The organism is Micrococcaceae bacterium Sec5.8 (assembly GCA_039636775.1).
Lineage (GTDB): Bacteria > Actinomycetota > Actinomycetes > Actinomycetales > Micrococcaceae > Arthrobacter.
Window position 1 is genome coordinate 222,639 of record CP143429.1, and the last position, 20,500, is coordinate 243,138.

At 67.1% G+C, this 20,500-nt stretch carries 16 protein-coding genes and 2 pseudogenes; 13 read left to right on the top strand and 5 right to left on the bottom strand.

Annotation, left to right across the window (positions count from 1 at the left end; translation table 11 throughout):
- Nucleotides 1-14: 14 nt before the first annotated feature.
- Nucleotides 15-911, top strand: coding sequence for a hypothetical protein (locus tag VUN84_01055; protein ID XAS64310.1), 897 nt, complete (start codon nt 15-17; stop codon nt 909-911).
- 214 nt (nt 912-1,125) lie between these two features.
- Here the strand turns inward: VUN84_01055 and heR are convergent, their stop codons facing one another.
- Nucleotides 1,126-1,920, bottom strand: coding sequence for a heliorhodopsin HeR (gene heR, locus VUN84_01060; GenBank protein XAS64311.1), 795 nt, complete (start codon nt 1,918-1,920; stop codon nt 1,126-1,128).
- Between the two features lie 912 nt (nt 1,921-2,832).
- On the opposite strand from heR, the gene VUN84_01065 reads away from it, so the two are divergent.
- From VUN84_01065 to VUN84_01075, 3 genes are read left to right on the top strand one after another with little or no spacing between them, the layout of a single operon-like run.
- Complete coding sequence (locus tag VUN84_01065; protein XAS64312.1) at nt 2,833-4,653, top strand: GDSL-type esterase/lipase family protein; 1,821 nt, start codon at nt 2,833-2,835, stop codon at nt 4,651-4,653.
- 52 nt (nt 4,654-4,705) lie between these two features.
- On the top strand, nt 4,706-5,137 hold the full coding sequence (locus VUN84_01070) for an AAA family ATPase (protein XAS65911.1): 432 nt from the start codon (nt 4,706-4,708) through the stop codon (nt 5,135-5,137).
- Between the two features lie 50 nt (nt 5,138-5,187).
- Nucleotides 5,188-6,357 (top strand): IS30 family transposase, encoded by a 1,170-nt coding sequence (locus VUN84_01075; protein XAS64313.1) that lies wholly within the window; start codon nt 5,188-5,190, stop codon nt 6,355-6,357.
- On the opposite strand, the pseudogene VUN84_01080 reads toward VUN84_01075, so the two are convergent.
- From VUN84_01080 to VUN84_01090, 3 genes and pseudogenes are all read right to left on the bottom strand, one after another.
- Nucleotides 6,307-7,934, bottom strand: a pseudogene (locus VUN84_01080) (DUF222 domain-containing protein). The gene VUN84_01075 and the pseudogene VUN84_01080 sit on opposite strands and share 51 nt — an antisense overlap.
- A gap of 304 nt (nt 7,935-8,238) precedes the next feature.
- Nucleotides 8,239-9,831 carry an ABC transporter permease gene (locus VUN84_01085; GenBank protein ID XAS64314.1) on the bottom strand — a complete coding sequence of 531 codons (1,593 nt, stop codon included), beginning with the start codon at nt 9,829-9,831 and terminating at the stop codon, nt 8,239-8,241.
- Nucleotides 9,824-10,807: an ABC transporter ATP-binding protein gene (locus VUN84_01090; protein XAS64315.1), complete on the bottom strand. Its 984-nt coding sequence runs from the start codon at nt 10,805-10,807 to the stop codon at nt 9,824-9,826. The genes VUN84_01085 and VUN84_01090 overlap by 8 nt, the downstream gene beginning before the upstream one ends.
- A 110-nt stretch (nt 10,808-10,917) precedes the next feature.
- On the opposite strand from VUN84_01090, the gene VUN84_01095 reads away from it, so the two are divergent.
- From VUN84_01095 to VUN84_01105, 3 genes are read left to right on the top strand one after another with little or no spacing between them, the layout of a single operon-like run.
- Nucleotides 10,918-11,388, top strand: coding sequence for a hypothetical protein (locus tag VUN84_01095; protein ID XAS64316.1), 471 nt, complete (start codon nt 10,918-10,920; stop codon nt 11,386-11,388).
- The gene (locus VUN84_01100; protein ID XAS64317.1) at nt 11,388-12,128 is read left to right on the top strand and encodes an AzlC family ABC transporter permease; all 741 of its coding nucleotides are present in this window, start codon (nt 11,388-11,390) and stop codon (nt 12,126-12,128) included. The genes VUN84_01095 and VUN84_01100 overlap by 1 nt, the downstream gene beginning before the upstream one ends.
- Nucleotides 12,125-12,436 carry an AzlD domain-containing protein gene (locus tag VUN84_01105; protein XAS64318.1) on the top strand — a complete coding sequence of 104 codons (312 nt, stop codon included), beginning with the start codon at nt 12,125-12,127 and terminating at the stop codon, nt 12,434-12,436. The genes VUN84_01100 and VUN84_01105 overlap by 4 nt, the downstream gene beginning before the upstream one ends.
- Nucleotides 12,437-12,481: 45 nt before the next feature.
- Here VUN84_01105 and VUN84_01110 read toward each other — a convergent pair whose 3' ends face one another.
- Nucleotides 12,482-13,114, bottom strand: a complete 633-nt coding sequence (locus tag VUN84_01110) for a helix-turn-helix domain-containing protein (protein ID XAS64319.1) — start codon at nt 13,112-13,114, stop codon at nt 12,482-12,484.
- 164 nt (nt 13,115-13,278) lie between these two features.
- Between VUN84_01110 and VUN84_01115 the strand changes: the two genes are divergently transcribed.
- The 6 genes and pseudogenes from VUN84_01115 (at nt 13,279) to VUN84_01140 (ending at nt 20,489) form a co-directional block, all read left to right on the top strand.
- Nucleotides 13,279-13,662 carry a thiamine-binding protein gene (locus tag VUN84_01115; GenBank protein ID XAS64320.1) on the top strand — a complete coding sequence of 128 codons (384 nt, stop codon included), beginning with the start codon at nt 13,279-13,281 and terminating at the stop codon, nt 13,660-13,662.
- 61 nt (nt 13,663-13,723) lie between these two features.
- Nucleotides 13,724-14,032: pseudogene (locus VUN84_01120) on the top strand (O-methyltransferase).
- 200 nt (nt 14,033-14,232) lie between these two features.
- Entirely contained in the window at nt 14,233-15,345 is a 1,113-nt protein-coding gene (locus tag VUN84_01125; protein ID XAS64321.1) for an acyl-CoA dehydrogenase family protein, read from the top strand.
- The gene (locus tag VUN84_01130; GenBank protein XAS64322.1) at nt 15,339-16,760 is read left to right on the top strand and encodes a bifunctional PIG-L family deacetylase/class I SAM-dependent methyltransferase; all 1,422 of its coding nucleotides are present in this window, start codon (nt 15,339-15,341) and stop codon (nt 16,758-16,760) included. Before VUN84_01125 ends, VUN84_01130 begins: the two co-directional genes overlap by 7 nt.
- A 4-nt stretch (nt 16,761-16,764) precedes the next feature.
- The gene (locus VUN84_01135; GenBank protein ID XAS64323.1) at nt 16,765-17,574 is read left to right on the top strand and encodes a glycosyltransferase; all 810 of its coding nucleotides are present in this window, start codon (nt 16,765-16,767) and stop codon (nt 17,572-17,574) included.
- A 281-nt stretch (nt 17,575-17,855) separates the two neighbouring features.
- Nucleotides 17,856-20,489, top strand: a complete 2,634-nt coding sequence (locus VUN84_01140; GenBank protein XAS64324.1) for a cation-transporting P-type ATPase — start codon at nt 17,856-17,858, stop codon at nt 20,487-20,489.
- The last annotated feature ends 11 nt before the right edge of the window (nt 20,490-20,500 follow it).

The following is a 20,500-nucleotide window of genomic DNA, read 5'->3' on the forward strand; positions in this document are numbered from 1 at the left end:
AAAGGAATTTATCAATGTCTTCGTTCGGAACGGTACGAAATGACTGGAAACCCGGAACACTGACTTCTGAGCAGACCGCCTATCAGGGTCTCCGGGTCGCGATTTTCGGGGGCACGGGCGGCCTCGGCCGGGCCATCGCGAGCGCCCTGCTGCGCAACGGGGCGCAGGTCACCGTCGTCGGGAGGTCACTCAAGGACCCACCCCACCCGCTGAGGTCCTTCGTCCCGGCAGACCTGTCGTCCTTGAACAACGCCCGCCAGGTGGCCCGCGACCTGCCGGCCGAATCCTTCGACGCAGTCCTGCTCACCCATGGGATCTTTGCGGGACGGACGCGCGAAGTCACCCCGGAAGGGGTGGAGAAGGATCTGGCCACGAGTGCGCTGAGCCGATGGGTGATTGCTCAGGAACTGGCGCCAAGGCTGGGGCGGGAAAGGACCCCGGGTCGACAGAAGCCGCGCCTCTTCGTCTGGGGGTTCCCCGGCGGCGAACGCGTCCTGGATCTCACAGACATTCAATCGATCCGAAACTACCGCTGGCAGACAGCCCACGGCAACACGGTCGTGTTCAACGAGGCTCTGGTCCACCATGCTGCCGCTCGGTTTCCTGACATCAACGTGTTCGGCATGAATCCGGGCATCATCAAGACCAACATCATGGCCGGTGTCCTCGGACAAGCGACCTTGAAACTGCGAGCACAGCAAACCCTTATCGGCCTGGTGTTCCAGAGCGCGGAGGCCTACGCAGAAAAAATGGTCCCCCTGGTGGCCCATCCCGCACTGGAAGACAGATCGGGCGCCCTATTCAATCGGCATGCCCAACCAATAGAACCCAACCCCTGGCTGATTGCCGACGACCACCGGGACCAGGTAGTCGAAGCCGCGGAAACCATGTCCGCCCGAATCCTTGGTTAGGGGCATTCCCGCAAACGAGTGCTCGGCCAGCCTAAAAACGCCGCCGCCATCCACGGTCAAGCCGGTGAGCCGCTGTACTGGAGGTCTGTGGTGTCGAGGAGGTGTGATCGGTTATCCGCTACGGTATCGCCCACCAACATCAGCCAGGGCAACGTTTCTACTGAAGATCCCTGATCCACGAGGCACGACTGCTTCCGCCTGAGTAGTTACTTAGTCATTCGATAAGAGAGGCCAGGAACACCTGCCACGTCAGCAGGGATTTCGCCGCGAGACTCAGCACCAGATACGTTTTCTCACCGAACGCATAGTTGGCCCACGGGCCTATTTCCCGGTACTGAAGCCACTGAGTGAGTCCGAAGCAGAAAAAGAGAACGCCCTGAATCGCCAAGATGACGAAGATGTACTCCGGTGCGTCGGAGTACAGCGGGATGTTAAGGCCCATCGCCAACCACGGAGTCACTCCAACCAGCGTGCCGAACCAAAACGGGACCATCGTGGTCGCTGTTCGGCCCGGGGGGTTCATTCGCTCTTGAAGGTATCCGAACAGAATCATCGCGACGTTGGCACCCCCGACGACGATGAGAGCGTTGATAGTCACGATGCCCCAGTAAAGCGCGATCACGATGACCATAAGTGTCGCGCTGAACGAGTACTCGACCCACCGGAACCGGTTGATGCCGCGCTGGAGGTCACGCTCATAGATTCTGCGGCCGAGCGTCGCCGTCAGCAGGTGATCAATGCCAGCCAGGGCGAGGAATGCCACGAGGACATACCCGATCGTCAGCCCGAACAGCGTCGAAGTTACGAGTCCGCCCTCCTCTCCGGCTCCGGGAGGACCATCGACATACGAAGCAAGCACCGGAATCGCGAAGTCGTTCGTCAGGAAGAAAAGCACGGCAGCCTGACCGAGGTGCAGTCCTGCGAGTGCGATGTTCCACCGCCGTAAGCCTCGAAGGCGTTCGGGAGTCACGCCCGTCGCAATCGACGGCGATGCCAAGGCTTGGGTCACGGCGTTGCCCCTTGGTTCGTTGGTAGGACGTTGTTGCTACGCCCTCTAATTGAACGACTGTTGAATTAAAATTTTAGAGATGGCTACGATTGCATGTCAAGGACCTCTAGGCCGGAATGTGCCAACGACCAGTGCACGAGCAGGTCGCCGAAGGGGGACGAGCGAAAGCAAACAATAGATCGTTGAAGCCTCTAGCCGAGCACGGGTATCAGCGGACCACCATGCCCGCGAAGTCACGGACTTCGTCGTGGCCTTGGACATCGCCGGACAAATCCACCAACAAGTTCTGACGCTCCCGCCCGGCACTCGAATAAGCGACATCCCTCTGTCGTAACTATTGACCTCGTCAACCCGTGATCGCGATTGTTGGCTCGGTCAGCCATTGGCGGTAGGACATGGCGAGGTTGTCGTTTCGGATCAGGCCCCGTTCCAGGAGGGAAATTCTGGACGGTCATCGGCCGATCTGTGCTGCGGCGCTGGCCAGGATCAGGTCGAGGTCGTTGCGCTTTCGGCCGAGGTCGGTGATGCCTGGCGCTGCTTGGGGGTTGGTGATCTGACGGTGGATTTTCCGGGCGGCCTAGCGTATTGATGGCCGCGGTGCGGGCCTTAACTGCCGAGGTGCGCCCGGTACGCAGGATTCGCAGGCATCCAACCGGACCGTTCTTGCCTTTGGGGATTGACGTGGCACCGCCGTCGAGCACCGATTGAGCGGCCTGGCAGGCGTCCAGCGGATCGGGCTTGCCCTTCAGCCGACACCGTGCCACCGAGTGTCACCGGGGACGAATCTAGACACTCGATTCGGTAATGACCGCCGCCGCGGCCTTACAAACAACATTTTAAAACCGATAGGTAGACCTGCGATGCGCAGGTGCCCAACCGGCAACACTTCCGCAGAAATCAAGGGGTTTAAAGATGTTTACGATCAGGCGGCTTGGCGTCATTGCCGCCACCACCCTCGCGCTCTCTCTGGGTGCCGGAGCTGCAACCACCCCGGCCATCGCCGCACAGCGGGCTCTGGCGCCGGGCGCTTCTTCGGCGACCATCGGTGGATACACCGTCGACGGCTTGACCTACATCAAGTGGAACGCCGACCGCGACAAGCTCGGTGACCCCCTGGAGTGGAAAACCTGCAACGGCGTCGGCTGCTCACAGCGCTTCCAGAAAGGATGGGTCCTCTGGACCCAGAGGACCGGCGCGCAGATTGTGTCCGGCGGCCCCATGGCCACAAGGTATTCGGCCAGCGGCTGGACCAAGAGCTGGATGGGGTATCCCACCAGCGAACCCATTGACCTCCGCCGCGGAAAGTACCAAGCCTTCCAAAGCGGCGCCATGTACTGGTCGGAGACCGCCGGCGCCCATGTTGTTCACGGCGGCGTCCGGGGCTTCTACGCGTCCCACGGACCCAGCGAGAACGGCCTCCTGGGCTACCCGACGTCCGAAGAAACCGCAGTTCCCGGCGGTGTCAGCCAGGACTTCGAGGGCGGCAAGATTTACTGGTCCAGCTCCACGGGTGCGACATCTGCCACCCGAAACGGCGAAATCCAGAATTACTATGCTGCTTCCAACGGCTGGGTGGGCCTGCCCGACAGCGATCTCTACAACCTCTCGGTCCGGGGCGGGAAATTCCAGTCCTTCCAGAGGGCTGCTGTGTACTGGTCCCAGCTCAGCGGCACCCATGCGGTGTTCGGCGGCATCCGGGCCTACTACGCCACGCACGGCCCGAGTGAGAACGGCTTCCTGGGGTACCCGACGTCCGATGAAATCGGTGTCACCGGCGGGGTCCGCCAGGACTTCGAGGGCGGAAAGATCTACTGGGCCGACTCCGGGACCAATACATTTTCCACCACCAAGGGCGACATCCAGACCTACTGCGAGGCTAAGGGTGGCCCCAACTCCTCCCTGGGCCTGCCGATCAGCGACGAAATCTCCTGGAACGGCGGCTACTACCAGCGCTTCAAGGGTGGTGTGATCACTTGGGGTCCGGGGGTCGGGCCCAAGCTGATTACCGCGGCGGACTTCAACCTGATGGCAGGTAACTTCGCCAAGTACGGTTGGCCGATCGCGGATTCCTGGACGGACGCCACGGGCTCACACACCCAGTTCCAGAAGGGTGTCATCGACACAGCGGTTCCGGCGAAGGCTCCGGTCTACCCGTTCACCAATGTGCTGGCCACGGCCAAGTCGGTGGTGCTCTACGGTGACTCGCAGCTCGACGACGACTCGTGGAGCGAGCAGGGCGCCCGTGCCATGGGATTCACAGATCAGGCTACGCAGTTGGCCTATGGCGGAATGGGTTACTCGACCCGAAACGCATGGGCCGGAGGCACAGGCTGGACGGCCGTCCAGAACAAGTTGATCCCCTTCCCGGGGGGTACGCCCGGGCTGGTGCTGGTCTCGCTGGGTGGGAACGATGCCTCCTCGGGACAGTCCGATGCCCAGGTGATCGCCTCCAGCACCGCACTCTGGGCGAAGCTGAAGGAGATCTACCCGAACAGCAAGATCGTGATCAACGGTGTTATGTCCCGCAGCGATACAAGCCATACCCAGCGCCGCCACATCGACGCTGTTCTTGGAGCAAACGCCAAGCGGCTGGGAGTCACGTACATCTCCGTCGCAGGTCTTGCCAGCACAGCCGGCGCAGAGTACCGGGACAACGTCCACCTGACGCAGAACGGGCACAACACCGTATCCAGGCTGTACATCCCGATGCTGAAGGCTGCACTCGGAAAGTAACCAGGCACGAGAGAAGACCCCCACTGGGAAACCGGTGGGGGGCCTTATTTTGATGTCAGGGGCGGGAAAGACAACTGTGCTGCATGAGTTGTCCCGGCGGGGCTACCGAACGATCGACACCGACTACGACGACTGGGTGCTTCCTGACGGAACATGGGATGAACCGCGCATGTCGGCACTTCTCGCGTCTGATTCGTCCCTGGTTGTTTCAGGGACTGTCGAGAATCAAGGTCGCTTCTATGACCGCTTCTCCGTTGTTGTTCTCCTGAGCGCGCCGGTAGAAGTCCTCATCGAGCGAGTCTCGGTTCGTACGAACAATACCTACGGCAGCTCAGAGGCTGACCAGTCCGCGATCCGCCAATACGTTCTCGACGTCGAACCGCTGCTTCGAAACGGCGCGACCCTCGAACTCGATGGCCGTCGACCGGTGACAGAACTGGCGGATGAGGTTGAACGTCTAATCGCGGCGCCCGATCAGATCTGACGCCCGTTCAAGGATCCTTGGGTTCTTGCGGTGATTGCAACACTTAGCGGATGGGTGTTGTTATGGCGGGGTATTCAATTCATTTGAGGCCTGATCTCTTGCAGGTTTTTTGGGCCGGGATGCAGGCGGGTGAGTTCATCACCGATGCCGTGGTTCCGATCAATACGAGCCGGCGTACCGGGCGTAGGGTCTTGGCCGAGGCCGGTGGTGTCAGGCCCCGGCGGGGCCGTGATCTGAAGGGCCGGTGTCTGACCTTCGCTCAGCGCGAGGAGATCGCAATACTGCGTGCCCAGGGACAATCTCTGCGGCAGATCGGAGCGGTGGTCGGCAGAGCGGCCTCCACGGTTTCCAGGGAGTTGCGGCGCAACTCGGTGGCAGGAATGCCCTACCGGGCGAGCTCAGCGCACGCACTGGCCTATGAGCGGGCCTCGCGTCCGAAACCAGCGAAACTGCACACGAACACCGTGCTGCGTGCGAAGGTGGAAGATGACCTGAAAAAGAAGTACTCACCCGAGCAGATCGCAGGACGACTCCGGGTTGAGTTCCCCGATGAGCCGGAGATGAGGGTGTCACCCGAGACGATCTACCAGTCCCTTTACGTCCAGTCCCGCGGGGCGCTGAAGCGCGATCTGACCGCGTGCCTGCGCACCGGGCGGGCTATCAGGCAGCCCTGCCGCAAGGCCGGCCAGCGCAAGAACCGGATCCCCGGAATGATCAACATTTCCGAACGTCCCCCCGAAGTTCAGGACCGGGCCGTGCCCGGGCATTGGGAAGGCGACCTCATCATCGGCAAAGGGAATCAGTCCGCGATTGGAACGCTGGTCGAGCGGACCACTAATTACACGATGCTCGTACACCTGCCGGACGGGTACAAGGCCGAGCAGATGCGTGATGCACTGACCGCGAAGATCAAGACACTCCCCGAGTCGCTGCGGCATTCCCTGACCTGGGACCAAGGCATCGAGATGCAGGACTGGAAAACCGTGAAGATCGACACCGGCATCGAGATCTACTTCTGCGACCCACACTCGCCCTGGCAGCGCGGCATCAACGAAAACACCAACGGCCTGCTGCGCCAATATTTCCCCAAGGGCACCGACCTGAGCATCCACAGCCCCGCAGACCTCGACTGGGTTGCCCAGGAACTCAACGACCGACCGCGCAAAAGACTAGAGTTCAAGAAACCGATCGAACTGATCGAAAACCTCCTGTTGCAATGACCGCCTGAATCCGCCGATCCCCCAACGGGCGGGCTGTACAGACGGCTTTGGACATTCTAGGCAGTCGACTTCGGAAAGTGACACTGGTGGCGGGTCCCAGTTCGGATTGTTGTCTGGTGGCGGGTTCCAGTCCGCGTCCGTGTCCTGTTCCTCGTCTGGTGGCGGTTTCCGGCCCTGGCCGTTGTCCAGTGGCGGCCCCGGGTCGGCCTTCGGTGGCTCGGGGTTCGCTTGCCGGTCCGGGGTCTTCTCCGCCGGGGAGCCCCGGTCCGGGGGCTGGGTCAGTGCTGCGAGGATGGCTGGCCAGGGTGGTGGTTCCCAGTCCTGGGATTCGCTGGGGTAGTGCCGGCCGGCCGGTGAGGTCCATCCGGGCGGGTGGTTTTTGCTGGCCCCGGTGGGTGTCCAGGCTGAGGTGTGTTTGAGGCGGTGGTGTTTGCGGCAGGGCTGGCCGAGGTTCGTGATCCCGGTGGTGCCGCCGTCGGCCCAGGCCAACAGGTGGTCCGCTTCGTTGTCCAGGGAAGCATTGTTACACCCTGGAAAGGGGCACTTGCCGTCCCGGAGGCGAAGCCACTGCCGCTGGGAGGTGGTGAGCCGGTAACTGCTCCGGCCGATCTCCAACGGCGCCCCGTCGCGGGGATCGGTCAGGACCCGGTAAAAGGACCCGGACCCGTCGGCGATCAGGCGGCGGGCCACCGAGGGCGGAACCGGCCCGTACCCGTCCAACACCGCCGGTTCCCCGGTAAGACCGAGCAGTGAGAGCACCGGGACGGTGATCAGGACCTGCGCCCGGGGCGACGGCACACCCCCTGTCCCCGTCCCACCCGTTCCATCCGTTCCACCCGTGGCATCCGTTCGATCTGTCCCGCCCGTCAGCAGCCAGGCCGCGGTGATGTCAGCGCGGAGCTGGGTCAAGGTCCTGGTCTCGGCCGGGCCCTGAAGGGCGCGCGCGGCGGTGGTGGCCCGGTCCCAGGCCGCGGACGCGGTCACGGCCGGGAGGTAGGCCGAGAACCAGGCCATGCCATCCCGGTCCGGGACGAACTCCACCCGCCGGTCCCCGACGCAGCTCGCGTGCCGGGCCTCGATACTGACCGGGTGGTGGCGTTCACGCCAGGTCCGGGCTTTGGCCCGGAACCGGCCCGGGACAAGCTCCCCGGCCGGGCAGCCCCGGGCCGGGTTCGGCGCCGCGGGATCCAAAAATGCGCTTCCAGCCCGGCCGTCGCTCCCCGGTCCAGGCCGGTGCTCTCCCCGACCATGACCCGGGCGTGCTGCCAGGACAACTCCCCGGCCTGCAACGCCGCCAGCGTCAACGGCAACCCCGAGCACAGTGCCCGGGACTCGCAGATCAAAGCCCCGGCAGCACGTTCGCTGACCGTCAACACACACGCGACCTCCGCCACGACCGCCATCTCCCACGCGGTGCGCTGCTGCGGCGAGACCGCCGGCGGGGCCAGTGCCTCCGCGGCCCGGACATACTCACCGGTCAACCGGACCTTCACCGCCGCGGCCCGGGCCTCCAACCGCGCCACCTCAGCCAACCCCTCCAGACACGCATCCGCGACGTCCCGCAACAGATCCCCACCCGGTCCGCGGAGCCCCCCCCCCCCGGGGGGCCCCCGCCGGGGCGGGCAGGTCCGCGGAACCCGGCCCCCCACCGGGCAGGTCCGCCCCGAAGATCGCGGCAAGCGCCGCAACAGAGCCGGCAACGGCACCCACCGCCTCCACGCACTCCCTGCTCAAAGCTTCCCCGCTCTTCACACCTTCAGACTAAACCGGGGCACCGACAATCCTGATCCCACCCGCGGCGGCCTCGCATCCGGGAAGAGGCGTGGACACCTGGCCAGGATGCGGATTAGTGCAGAGCGTCAACATGCGCAATTTACCGGTCTAGGCTTCGAGGTCCCGGCGCCGCCAGCCAACATAGCCCAGCGCCGCAAGAGCGGCTGCGGCCACGGTGAGAACCATCAGCACCGCAGCATCGCCGGTGCCCACCGGGAGCAACGGGGAATGCCTGAACGGAGAGAGGTCCATCAGCCATTGCGGCGCATTCCACAGGACGCCGAACTCTCCGAGGGCGACGAAGGCCAGGAGGATACCCCAAACTGCCCCAGCCAACCGGGGTGCCCAGCCGAACACCACCAAAGCCAGGCTGGTCACCACCCACGCAGCCGGAACCTGGGCAAGAGCGGCCGTGGTGCTGCGCCCCACCGCATCAGGGTCGCTAACGGCGACGGCGGCGCCAACTCCGATCGAGACTCCCGCCAGCAGAAGCAACAGGGCGACCCCGCCCAAGGCGAGGGTGAAGTGGCTGCTGGCCCAGCGGATCCGCGTGGTGGCCGTGCCCAGCAACGCCTCCGTGTGTCCGGCCGTCTCTTCGCTACGCAAATGGTTGGCGGCGGACACCCCATAGCCCGCTGCCAGCAGCCCCATCACGCTGATCTCCGCAGCCAGGAAGGCGTCCCTCAGGGCCTGAGGTCCACCGAGCAGCTTGATCACGTCCTGGGCGTTCGGTGAACTCAGCAGCTCCGCTACGTTGCTGACCAGGGAACCGATCACGACGCCGAATACCAGGAACGCCACGGCCCACGCCACGAGCACCCGGTACTGCAGCCGCACCGCAAGGTCCCAGGCGCTCGAGAGGGAACCGATTGCCGGCCCGGGACGTTCGGCACGGAGACCGGACCCGAGATCGCGCCGGGCGCGAAGCGCGAACGCGGCCGGGATCAGCGCCAAGGACAAGCAGACAGGCAGCACGAGCACCCACCACTGATCTCCGGCAAACGCCCGGATCTGCTGGTTCCAGCCGATGGGCGACACCCACGAGAGCGCGGAGGGTCCAGGCTCAGCGAGGTCTCCGACGGCGCGCAGCGCGTAGGTGATGGCCACAAAGCCGATACTGATCCCCGTCGCCGCCCGCGCACTGGCCGTCAGCTGTGCTGCGAGACCGGCGACGGCACTGAAGGCCATTCCCGTGGCAGCCCATCCCAGGCCGAAAGCCACGGATCCGGCGGCCGGCAATCCGCCGGCGGCCAGCGCTGCTGCGCAGAGCAGCCCGAGCAGGACGTTGGCGGCGAGACCGATGGTGAGGGCGGCTGCCAGCGGCGCGTCACGGCCCAGCCGCCCGCCGCCGAGCAGTTCCAGGCGTCCGCTTTCCTCGTCGCCGCGGGTGTGCCGGATGACGAGGATGGCCATGAGGACGGCAAGGATCGCGGTCATGAAAGCGGTGTATTTGATCAGCGACAAGGCCCCGATCGAGGAGGGATCGTAGATTCGTCCGAACATGGCCACCATCGAGGCAGTCGCGTTGAGGGCGGTGGACGCCTCGACCCGGCTCGTTACATCCGGGTAGAGCTCGGTGCCGGCCAGCGCCGTCGAGTAGGTGACCAGGGCAAAGCCGACGATCCAGACCGGCAGCATCCAGCGGTCCCGCCGCAGTCCGAGCCGGATCAGGACGCCGGTTCCCGCGAAAGTCTCAGGCATGGCCGGCCCGCCGCCGGCCCGGCTCCCGGTCGGTGGTCCGGGACTCCGGCCCGCCGGAGGAAGCGCCGATGGCCGCAGCCGGAGTCCCGGCGGTGACATCTCCGTAGTGACGCAGGAAGAGGTCCTCGAGCGTCGGCGGCTGGCTGGTGAGCGAGGTCAGTCCCGCCGCTGCCAGTGCCTGCATCAGGTGGGTCAGCCCGGCGGGCTCCACCTGGGCGCTCACCCGGTGGTTGGAGACTACGACGTCGTGGACGCCGGGCAGGAGGTCCAGGCCCGCAGGCACCACGACGATGTCCGCGGTCACCGACGTACGGGTCAGATGCCGGAGCTGCTCCAACGGGCCGGTCTCCACGACCCGCCCGGCGCGGATGATGCTGACCCGGTCCGACAGCGCCTCGGCTTCACTGAGGATATGGCTGCTCAGGATCACTGTGCGGCCCTGCCCGCGCAGTTCGCGGATGCAGCCGCGGAACGCGTCCTCCATCAGCGGGTCCAGCCCGCTGGTTGGCTCGTCCAGCAGGAAGAGTTCGGCGTCGGTGGCCAGCGCGGCAACCAGGGCAACTTTCTGCCGGTTTCCCTTGGAATACGTGCGGGCCTTCTTCCTGGGATCCAGCTCGAACAACTCCAGGAGCCGCTCCCTGCGTGCGCGGTCCTGGCCGCCCTGCAGCCGGCCCAGCAGGTCGATCACTTCGCCGCCCGTCAGGTTGGGCCAAAGAGCCACATCGCCCGGGACGTAGGCCAGCCGGCGGTGCAGCCGCGCGACGTCGTGCCAAGGGTCCATCCCGAGTACCCGGATGCTACCCCCGTCGGAGCGCAGGAGCCCCAGAAGGAGCCGCAATGTGGTGGACTTGCCCGACCCGTTGGGGCCAAGGAAACCGTGCACCTCGCCGGCATTCACCTCGAAATCCAGTCCGTCCAAGGCCGTCACTGTTCCGAAGCGCTTCACGACGCCGGTCATTTCCACCACGCTGCCCATAGACAACAAGGTACGCCGGAAAGACGGACGCGGCCCCCTGCGGAAAGTCCCGATTCAGGGGCCGCCCATTCCGGTTAGCGGCCAATCGTTGGCTGTGATTGAGTTGTTCCATGCCATTTCGCTGGTCCGGCCGGGACACCCAGACGCTTTCCGCTGTGGCGATGAGCGCCCTTCTTCTCACCAGCGCCGCCAAGCACTTCGACGATCCGGCGTTCTTCGGCCCCGTTGTTCCGGAGTACCTGTGCCGGGATGACACCGCAGAACAAAACAACAGCCCCTTCGCCGTGCTCTCCCGGGAGGAATGGGTGGCGCTCAGCGGGCTGCTGGAGGCGGCCGCCGCCGTCGGCCTCTTGATTCCCGCCACCCGCCGGGCCACGGCAGGTGGCGTCACGGCGATGTTCGCCCTTTTTCTCGCCGGCCACCTCGATGCCCTGCGCAAGGCGTACGGGCCGGCGGGGACGCCCGGGCAGCGTCGCGTCCACACGCTGAGGCTCCCGCTGCAGGCCCCGCTCATCGCCTGGGCCTGGAGTCTGCGGCGTCCGACGCCGGCCCCGCCATTCCGGCGGAAATCCGCCCGGTAGTGCGGCTTCTGACGTCCCCGGCAGTGCGGGTGGGACTCTCCATCAGCATCGCCACGGGACTTTACGGTGTGTCCTTCGGTGCGCTGTCCGTCACCTCCGGGCTCGACTTCTGGCAGACCATGGCGCTGAGCCTGCTGCTGTTTAGTGGCGGATCGCAGTTCGCGTTCATTGGCGTGGTGGCCGGGGGCGGTTCCGGCATTGCGGCGATGGGGGCCGCCACTTTGCTTGGGATGCGCAACGGGATTTACGGAATGCAGATCAACGCCCTGCTGCAGCCCCGGGGCTGGCTGCGGTTCGCGGCCGCCCACGTCACCATTGACGAGTCAACGGCGACAAGCACCGGGCAGACGGATCCGCTTGAGCAGAAACGCGGCTTCTGGACCGCGGGCCTGGGCATCTTCATTCTGTGGAACTTGTTCACCGCTGTGGGTGCTCTGGCCGGAGAGGCCCTGGGGGACCCCAAGCAGTGGGGTCTCGACGGCGCCGCCGTGGCCGCGTTCCTGGGCTTGCTCTGGCCGCGGCTCAAGGGCCGCGAACCCGTGGCGATCGCGGTGGTCTGCGCCGTGGCTACCGTGCTGGCCGTGCCCTTCGTACCCGCCGGCGTGCCGATCCTGGTCGCCGCGGTGGTGGCGGCGGCAATCGGCTGGTTCAGCCGGGGCCGCAGCGACGAAGGATTGGAGCCGGACGTCGACCCGTACGCCGAACACCCCCACGCGCGTCCGGCCGGGGATGCGTCGTGAACCTCTGGATATGGCTGCTGCTCTCCTGCCTGCTGGCATACGCCTGGAAGCTGCTGGGCTACCTGGTCCCGGCCAGCGTGCTCCGGGACCCCCGGATGTCCCGGATCGCCGGGACCATGACCATTGGCTTGCTCGCGTCCCTGACGATCGTAAATACGGTGGCCTCGGGCCAGGTGCTTGCCCTGGATGCCCGGCTGGGGGCGCTGGCCGCGGCCGGCGTTGCCTTGGCGTTCCGGGCGCCGTTCCTTGTGGTGGTCCTCGCGGGAGCCGGCGCGGCAGCCGTCCTCAGGCTGCTCGGCTGGAGCTAGCGGCCCTGCCGCGGGCAGGCGGTTCCAGCCGGAGGGGCGGCTGTTCTAGCCCAGTACGGAGTCGAACGCTGTGCCCGGCAGGGGCGCCTGCGGAGGCAGGGGCCGGTGCGGACGCTCCGTGCGGATCGCATCCTCGACCAGAGCCACCGGGCGGCGCCAGGCATCCGAACCCGCTTCCATCGTGTCCACCACGCCGATCAGCATGGCCAGCAGGCGGATCAGGTCGGTCATGGAAATGTCGCTGCGCAGGGTCCCCTGACCCTGACCGCGACCCAGGAGGACGGCCACGGATTCGATTAAGTCACCCGTGATGCCGGTAAGCAGGCCGCGCCGGCCGGCGACGGCCCCCAAAAGATTGGCTTCCTCGCTGGCCACGCCCATCAAAGCGTCAATGACGAGGAAAAGTCCGTCTGCAGCATCGGGCCCGGCCAGCGCCTCTGCGATGACGGGATCAACCAGCAGCCCGAGCTGGCGGTGCAGTGCCGCGAGGACAAGTTCTTCCTTGTCGGCGAAGTTTCGAAACAACGTGGCGGGGCCGACTCCTGCCGTCTCCGCGATGGTCTGCAGCGGGACATCCGGCCCTCGCTCCCGGAAGCACAGACGGGCGGCGGTAATGATTTTGTCCACATTCCGCGCGGCATCGGCGCGGAGCGGCCTGCGGTCTGCTACCCGGTTCATTCGCTTAGGGTAGCAACGCTGAGGCAGGGTGGGGAGGTTACTTACGGGTAGTGATTAATGTGACAGATTCCAGGCCCCTTCCGGCGGCCTTCCGGAAGGGAGGCGGGAAGGTTCCGGGCCCGGTTCCCCGTTGCGGCGCCCGTCGCACGTGAAAGACTGGGGCCATGTTGCTAGCATTTTCAGTTGCCCCTTCCGGCCGGCCAACGCGCCCCACCGATGGCCCATCCGCCGAAGACGTATCTGCCGGCTCCGCCGCGATTCCGGCGGACGAGGCTTCCGTCCACGACGCTGTTGCCGAGGCAGTGCGGATCGTCCGGGAGTCCGGCCTGCCAAACCACACCGACTCCATGTTCACCACCATCGAGGGGGAGTGGGATGAAGTCTTCGCCGTAGTGAAGCGGGCAACTGAGGCTGTGGGCCGCTACGGCAGCAGGGTCTCATTGGTGATCAAAGCGGACATCCGGCCTGGTTTCGCCGGGGAACTTACCGGAAAGCTGGACCGGCTGGAACAGGCGCTCGGAAACCGCGCGGATCCGGCAACAGGCTAGGACCCCGCCGCCCGGACGTCCCACGCCCTACCGCCCGGATGGCCCAGGGGCTGCCCGACGGCGGCCGGAGATCCGGGTGGGGGCGGCGCTGGAGACCCTGCAGGCACTTGCTGCCGAAGATGCGGAGCCCTTCGACGTTGTCTTCATCGACGCGGATAAGGAAAACAACCCGTACTACCTCAAATGGGCCATCCGCCTCGGCAGGCCCGGCACCGCCGTTGTGATGGACAACGTGGTCCGGGAGGGCGCCGTCCTGGATCCGAGTATGGATTCCCTCAACGCCCCGGGCATCATCAGCGCGCTGCACATGCTCGGAGAGGACCCGAGGCTGGATGGCACCGTTATCCAGACCGTGGGGTCCAAGGGCTAGGACGGCTTCGCGCTGGCGCGGGTCCTGTAGCTCCGGCCGGCGCCGCTCCGCACCCGCCGCCCGGCCCCGTCGACAGCCGGAATGCTTCAGGTGCTAAGTGTGCTTTGATTTAGGGAACGGCCCGCACGTACTGCGCAGTAACCCAGCCCGCAGGGGTGGACGCCCGCAGGACCAAGACCCTTCGAAAAGAACAGGCCCCCATGAACCGGACCCCCGAGTCGCCACGGCCCGCCGCCGTGAGGATCAGTTCAGCGCCGGAACAACTGGCCGGCCTCACCCCCCTGCTGGAGACAGCCCGCGCCGCCGTCGGCGATGTACCGGCGTTGTTGGAGCTGGCCAAAACCGCGGCGGAGGAAGCGCCGAAGCCGGGTCAGGGCCGGACAGCTTATCTGTGGGAGATTCTGGCATCCGTGACGGCCGTCGATGTCGCTGCCGGCCGTGCCATCGAACCCCATCTTGACGCTGCAGCGATCCTCGCCCAGGCCGCCCAGGCCGCCCAGGCAGTGCCGAACGTCCCGGACCTCCCCACCTTTAACGGGCACACCTTCGCCGGAGCCTGGGGAGTGTTCGCAGCCGAAGCCGCGGGCCTTCGGCTCCACGCCACGACGGCGGACGGTTCGTTCCTGCTGCACGGCGCCAAGCCCTGGTGCTCCCTGGCACCCGAGCTGGACCACGCGGTGGTGACAGCCCATCTGGACGACGGCGGCCGGGCTGCCTTTGCCGTCGACCTCCACGCCCCCGGGGTCAGCTTCGACGACCCCCTGTGGACCAGCCACGGGATGCGGGAAATTCCCAGCGGTACGGTGCACTTCGACGCCGTGCCGGCCGTCCCGTTGGGCGACGCCGGCTGGTATTACCGCAGGCCCGGCTTCGCGTGGGGCGGCATGGGCGTGGCGGCCTGCTGGCTGGGCGGGGCGGTGGCTGTGGCCCGAGGATTCAAGGCTGCCCTGCTCACGGCTGCCGCCGGCGGCCGGGACCCGGACCAGCTCGCGCTGGCCTCCCTCGGCGAGATCGACCGCACTCTCACGGCCCTGGGCGGGTACCTGGCCTGGACCGCCGGCAGAATCGATGCCGGCGAACTTTCCGATACCGGCGCCTGGAGCGAGGCGCTCCGCATCCGCGGGAACGTGGCGTCCGCCGTCGAACGCATTCAGGCCCTGGTCAGCCAAAACCTCGGGCCGGCCCCGCTCGCTTTCGACCCCGTCTACGGGAAGCGCATGGCCGACCTGTCGCTGTACATCCGCCAGCACCATGGGATGCGCGACGACGCGCAGCTCGGTGCCCTTACGCTCAAGGGAGACCACCCGTGGTGAAGTTCACCCATCAGGACACGGGAACCGGTGAGGATGCCTGGGCAGCCAGCCCACTGGCCGCGCTTCCGGAGCTGCCGCTTGATCCGGGGGAGCTCGCCGGCCAGGCCTTCATCGTCCTGGCCGCGCATCCGGACGATGAATCCCTGGGAGCCGGCGGGCTGATGGCCCGGTTGCGGGGACTGGGCGCCCGGGTCACGGTGCTGTTGTGCACAGCCGGGGAGGCCTCCCACCCGGATTCACCCACCACAACGCCGGGACAGCTCGCCGGCGTGCGGCTCCAGGAATTTGACGGCGCACTCGGACACCTGCTGGCGGATCCGGGGTGGCGTTTCCTCTCCCTGCCGGACGGCAGACTCGCCGAACACCTGCCCGCGGTCCGCGACGCACTCCAGCACGCCCTCGCCGACGCGGCTGCCGGCTCCGGGCTTCCAGCGGAACGCATCACCCTCGTGGCCCCTTACCGGCACGACGGCCACACCGACCACGAGGCGCTGGGAGCCGCTGCCGCCGAGGCGGCCGCCGCCGGCGGCCACGGACTGCTCGAATATCCCATCTGGTACTGGCTCTGGGCGGACGCCGCGGACCCGGCCTGGCAGTCCTGGCTGCGGCTGCCGCTGGACCCGGCGGAACAGCGGGCCAAGGCAGCAGCGATGGCCGAACACACCTCCCAAGTCCGACCCCTGTCCGGGCAGCCGGGGGACGAAGTGCTGCTCCCACCAGATTTCCTGGCACATTTCGACCGGTCGTTTGAGACGTTCGCCTGGCAGCGACCCGCCGCTGGCGGCAGTTCCTACGCGGCCGCCGACGCGGAGCGCGTCTTCGACGCCGTCCACGCCGGAACCGACGACCCCTGGCAGTACACCACCAGCTGGTACGAGCAGCGCAAACGCACCTTGACCCTCGCGGCCCTGCCCCGCGAGAGCTACGCGGCAGGACTGGAGATCGGCTGCTCCATCGGGACGCTCAGCGCGGACCTCGCACCACGCTGCACCACTTTCCTGGCCGTCGATGCGAGCAGCGAGGCGCTGGCCCGCGCCGACCGGCGCCTCGAGCACCTGCCTGCCGCCCGGACACGCCACCTGACCGTGCCGCGGGACTGGCCGGACGGGCGTTTCGACCTGATTGTCATCTCCGAGGTGGGCTACTACCTTGCGCCAGATGAGCTCGCCGAACTGCTCGCAAGGGTTGAAGCCGCCCTCCTGCCCGGCGGGACCCTGGCACTGTGCCACTGGCGCCATCCCGTCACCGGGTGGGAGCTCGACGGCGACGCCGTGCACGCCGCCGCACGCCGCCAACTCGGCTGGGCCGACGCTGGACTGTACCGGGAACGCGACTTCATCCTCGAGATCCTGACGGCGCCGGAGTCCGTCAACCCTCGCCCGGGTGCGGGCGCTGTTCCGGTCCCGGGAAAGTAAGCGTATGTCCGCCGCCGTCCTGCCCCTGCCGCGCGGGCACGCCATCGAGCGGGTCGCCGTCGTCATGCCCGCCCACAACGAGGACGAGCACCTCGGCCGCGCCCTGCTGGCTGTCCAGCGCGCCGCCGACGCACTGCACCGGCCCCGCCCCGACGTGGAGGTCGAGGTGATCGTGGTCCTGGACAGCTGCACCGACGGATCCGCGGGCATCACGGCCGGCTACACAGCGGCGGACCGGCGCTTCAGGGCCCTCGAGGTGCGCTTCCGCAACGCCGGTGCCAGCCGCGCCGCCGGCATCCGGGCCGCAGGGATCGGAACGTCCCGGCGTCGGCCGCCCGGCAAACGGTGGACGCCGCCGCCGTGGGCAGGACGCACATGGCTGGCCAATACCGACGCCGATTCGCAGGTCCCGGACAACTGGCTTGTCCGCCAACTGGAATTTGCAGAGGCTGGAGCCGACGCCGTCCTGGGCTCGGTGGAACCGGACCCTGCCGGTATGGATCCGGAGCTGCTGCGGCGCTGGCTGGAACGCCACCCCTTTGAGGAGGACCACCCGCACATTTACGGCGCCAACTTCGGGGTCCGGGCCTCCGCTTACCTCGCCGCCGGGGGCTTCCCAAAACTTGCCTCGCACGAGGACCGGACCCTGGTGCAAAGCCTTCGAAGCCGGGCGTTCACCGTGACAGCCACCGACAGCGTGCGCGTGCTGACCTCGGGCCGGATCCAGGCCAGGGCACCGCACGGTTTCGGCTCCTACCTCCGGACGCTGGGACGGCACCCCCGCCCGCGGCCGACTGATGCAGATTCTCCTTGACGCCGGTGGTACTGCCCGCCACCAGCATCTACGAGTCCATGCCGACTCTAGGTCTCGCCCAGGCGACCGGGACGGTGCCCGTCGGGCCAGGAAACCGGCACGCGCGGGACCGGCTGTCAGGCCCGGGCTGACACGCGCCCAGATGACGCAGCGGCGTCCCCAGCCCGGCGTGACCTTTGGCCCTAACCACCCGGCACGGCAGGGGCGCACCCTCGATCCATGAGCTACCTGACCCGGGCTGGTCGGTCTACAGCAGTGCGCTTATCCGGCCCCGGGAAACCATGACGCCGGAGGCTCCGGCCGAAGGGGCCGGCGCCGGGACGTTGCCGGGCGTGGCCGGGCTGAGCTCCTCCGAGGCGGCCCGCAGACTCGCTCAGGCCGGGGCGAACAAGCTGCCGGAGGGTGGCGCAGTACCCGCCTGGCGGAGGCTGCTGGCGGAATTGACCCACTTCTTCGCCGTGCTGCTGTGGTGTGCCTCAGTGCTGGCCTACGTGGCCGGCATGCCGCAGTTGGCCGTCGCAATCGCCGTCGTAATCCTGGTGAACGGGGTGTTCGCCTACATCCAGCAGGAGCGGGCGCAGCATGCCGCCGCAAAACTCCGTGAGTTGCTCCCTGCGATGGTTTCGGTCCGCCGGGACGGCCGGATTCTCAAGGTCCACACCACCGAGCTGGTGCCGGGCGACGCCGTGGTTCTGGTTGCCGGCGACCGGGTCCCGGCGGATCTTCGGCTGGCGGTGGTAGCGGGTTGTTCGGTGGACGAATCGATGCTCACCGGCGAAAGCGAGGCGCTCGCCAAGGTGCCGGGGGACACTGTTTTTGGTGGGACCTTCCTGGTCAACGGCCAGGCGGAGGGCGTGGTCGCAAGCACAGGCGCGAACACCCGGCTCGCCGAAATTGCGGCCCTGACGGGAAAGGTCGAGGCGCCCCCGAGCCCGCTGGCCCGGGAACTGCAGCGAATCGTCCGCATCACCGCGGTGATGGCGTTGAGCATCGGCGCCCTGTTCTTTGTGCTTTCCCTACTGGTCGGGATCTCCTGGCGGGACGCCTTCCTGTTTGCCATCGGTGTCATGGTGGCGCTGGTGCCGGAGGGCCTGCTGCCCACAGTCACGCTGTCCCTGGCCGTCGGGGCGCAGCGCATGGCGCAGCGCAACGCGCTGGTCCGGAACCTGGAAGCGGTAGAAACACTGGGCTCCACCACGTTTATCTGCACGGACAAGACCGGCACGCTCACCCAGAACCGGATGAACGCCGTCGAGGTGTGGACTCCGGCTGGGGTGCTGAGCGTCATCGGGTCCGGGTACGGGCCGGAGGCCGAGGTCACCGGGACGGGCGCCGGGGAGGCGCGCCATCTCAGCATCGCCGCGCTGGCAGCGTCCGTGGGCCGCGCGGTGCTCCGCCACGGGCAGTGGGAGGCCGAGGGGGACCCAATGGAAGCCGCCATCGATGCTCTCGCCACCCGGCTGGCAGCCCCCGGGCCGCACCGCGATGAACCCGCGGTATCGCACCGCTTCGCCTTCGATCCCCGGCGGCTGCGGGAATCAGCGATCGTCGGGACCACGCTGTACGTCAAAGGCGCTCCGGAGTCAGTCATTCCACTGTGCGGAGACGGCGCCGGCCCCGCCTTGCGGATGGTCGATCAGATGGCCTCGCGCGGGCTCAGGGTTTTGGCTGTGGCACAGCGGGGCCTGCCCGGCCTGCCCGGCGCCAACTTCGAACTGGAAGAGGCGGAGCGCGGGTTGGCGCTGCTGGGGCTGATCGGCCTGCATGATCCGCCCCGCGCCGAGGTCCGCGTCGCGCTTGAGGCGGCCCGCGAAGCCGGCATCAAAGTGGCCATGGTCACCGGCGACCATGCCTTCACCGCTGCTGCCATCGCCCGGGAAACCGGGCTGATCGGAACGCCGGAGCTGGTCCTGGAAGGACACAACCTGCCCGAGGACGACGCCGTCCTGACCGCGTTGCTGGACCGCGACGGTGTGGTGGTCAGCCGGGTCACTCCGGAACAAAAACTGCGGGTGGCCCGTCTGCTCCAGCGCCGGGGCCACGTGGTGGCGATGACCGGCGACGGCGTCAACGACGGCCCCGCCCTCCAACAGGCCGACATCGGCGTTGCGATGGGGCGCAGCGGCACGGACGTGGCCCGCGAAGCGGCGGACCTGGTGCTGCTCGACGACGACTTCGCGACCATCATCGCCGCCGTGGAACAAGGCCGCGCCACCTACGCGAACATCCGGCGCTTCCTGACCTACCACCTGACGGACAACGTCGCCGAGCTCACCCCGTTCGTGATCTGGGCACTCTCCGGTGGCCGCTTCCCACTGGCACTGAGCGTGCTGCAGATTCTGGCCCTCGACATCGGCACCGATCTGCTCCCAGCCCTGGCACTCGGCAGCGAGGCGCCGAGCAAGGGAACACTCAAACGTCCGCCGGAGCGCAGGCACCTGATGGACCGGGCCCTGCTCTTGCGCGTGTTTGGCCTGCTGGGTCCGGTGGAGGCCGTGTTTGAGATGACGGCGTACACGGCCGTGCTGCTCGGCGCCGGCTGGGCGCCGGGCGCGGAGCTGCCGGCGGCTGATGTGTTGATGGCCGCCTCCGGTGCCGCGTTCACCACCGTGGTCCTGGCCCAGCTCGCCAACGCGTTCGCCTGCCGCAGTGCCACCACGCCGCCGTGGCGGCTTGGCTGGTTCAGCAACCGGCTGCTGATCTGGGCTGTGCTGGCAGAGCTGGGGCTTCTGGCGGTCTTCCTGTTCCTCGGACCGCTGGCCGCCCTGCTGGGCCACGCCCCGCCGTCGCCCGGTGGCTTGGCCGTGGCGCTCGCCGCCATACCGGGCGTGCTCCTGGCGGATTGGCTCTACAAAACTGTCCGCCAGTACCGGGCAGGAAAGGCCATCCCGGCCACCGGGGTCGAAAGCCTCTGACACCGGACCGG

Excerpts from the sequence above, each read along its gene's own strand:
- VUN84_01135 (XAS64323.1), top strand. The coding sequence starts at position 16,765 with ATGTCCGCCGCCGTCCTGCCCCTGCCGCGCGGGCACGCCATCGAGCGG.
- VUN84_01055 (XAS64310.1), top strand. The coding sequence starts at position 15 with ATGTCTTCGTTCGGAACGGTACGAAATGACTGGAAACCCGGAACACTG.
- VUN84_01085 (XAS64314.1), bottom strand. The coding sequence starts at position 9,831 with ATGCCTGAGACTTTCGCGGGAACCGGCGTCCTGATCCGGCTCGGACTG.
- VUN84_01090 (XAS64315.1), bottom strand. The coding sequence starts at position 10,807 with ATGGGCAGCGTGGTGGAAATGACCGGCGTCGTGAAGCGCTTCGGAACA.
- VUN84_01075 (XAS64313.1), top strand. The coding sequence starts at position 5,188 with ATGGGTGTTGTTATGGCGGGGTATTCAATTCATTTGAGGCCTGATCTC.
- VUN84_01065 (XAS64312.1), top strand. The coding sequence starts at position 2,833 with ATGTTTACGATCAGGCGGCTTGGCGTCATTGCCGCCACCACCCTCGCG.
- VUN84_01140 (XAS64324.1), top strand. The coding sequence starts at position 17,856 with ATGACGCCGGAGGCTCCGGCCGAAGGGGCCGGCGCCGGGACGTTGCCG.
- VUN84_01110 (XAS64319.1), bottom strand. The coding sequence starts at position 13,114 with ATGAACCGGGTAGCAGACCGCAGGCCGCTCCGCGCCGATGCCGCGCGG.
- VUN84_01115 (XAS64320.1), top strand. The coding sequence starts at position 13,279 with ATGTTGCTAGCATTTTCAGTTGCCCCTTCCGGCCGGCCAACGCGCCCC.
- VUN84_01125 (XAS64321.1), top strand. The coding sequence starts at position 14,233 with ATGAACCGGACCCCCGAGTCGCCACGGCCCGCCGCCGTGAGGATCAGT.
- VUN84_01070 (XAS65911.1), top strand. The coding sequence starts at position 4,706 with ATGTCAGGGGCGGGAAAGACAACTGTGCTGCATGAGTTGTCCCGGCGG.
- VUN84_01095 (XAS64316.1), top strand. The coding sequence starts at position 10,918 with ATGCCATTTCGCTGGTCCGGCCGGGACACCCAGACGCTTTCCGCTGTG.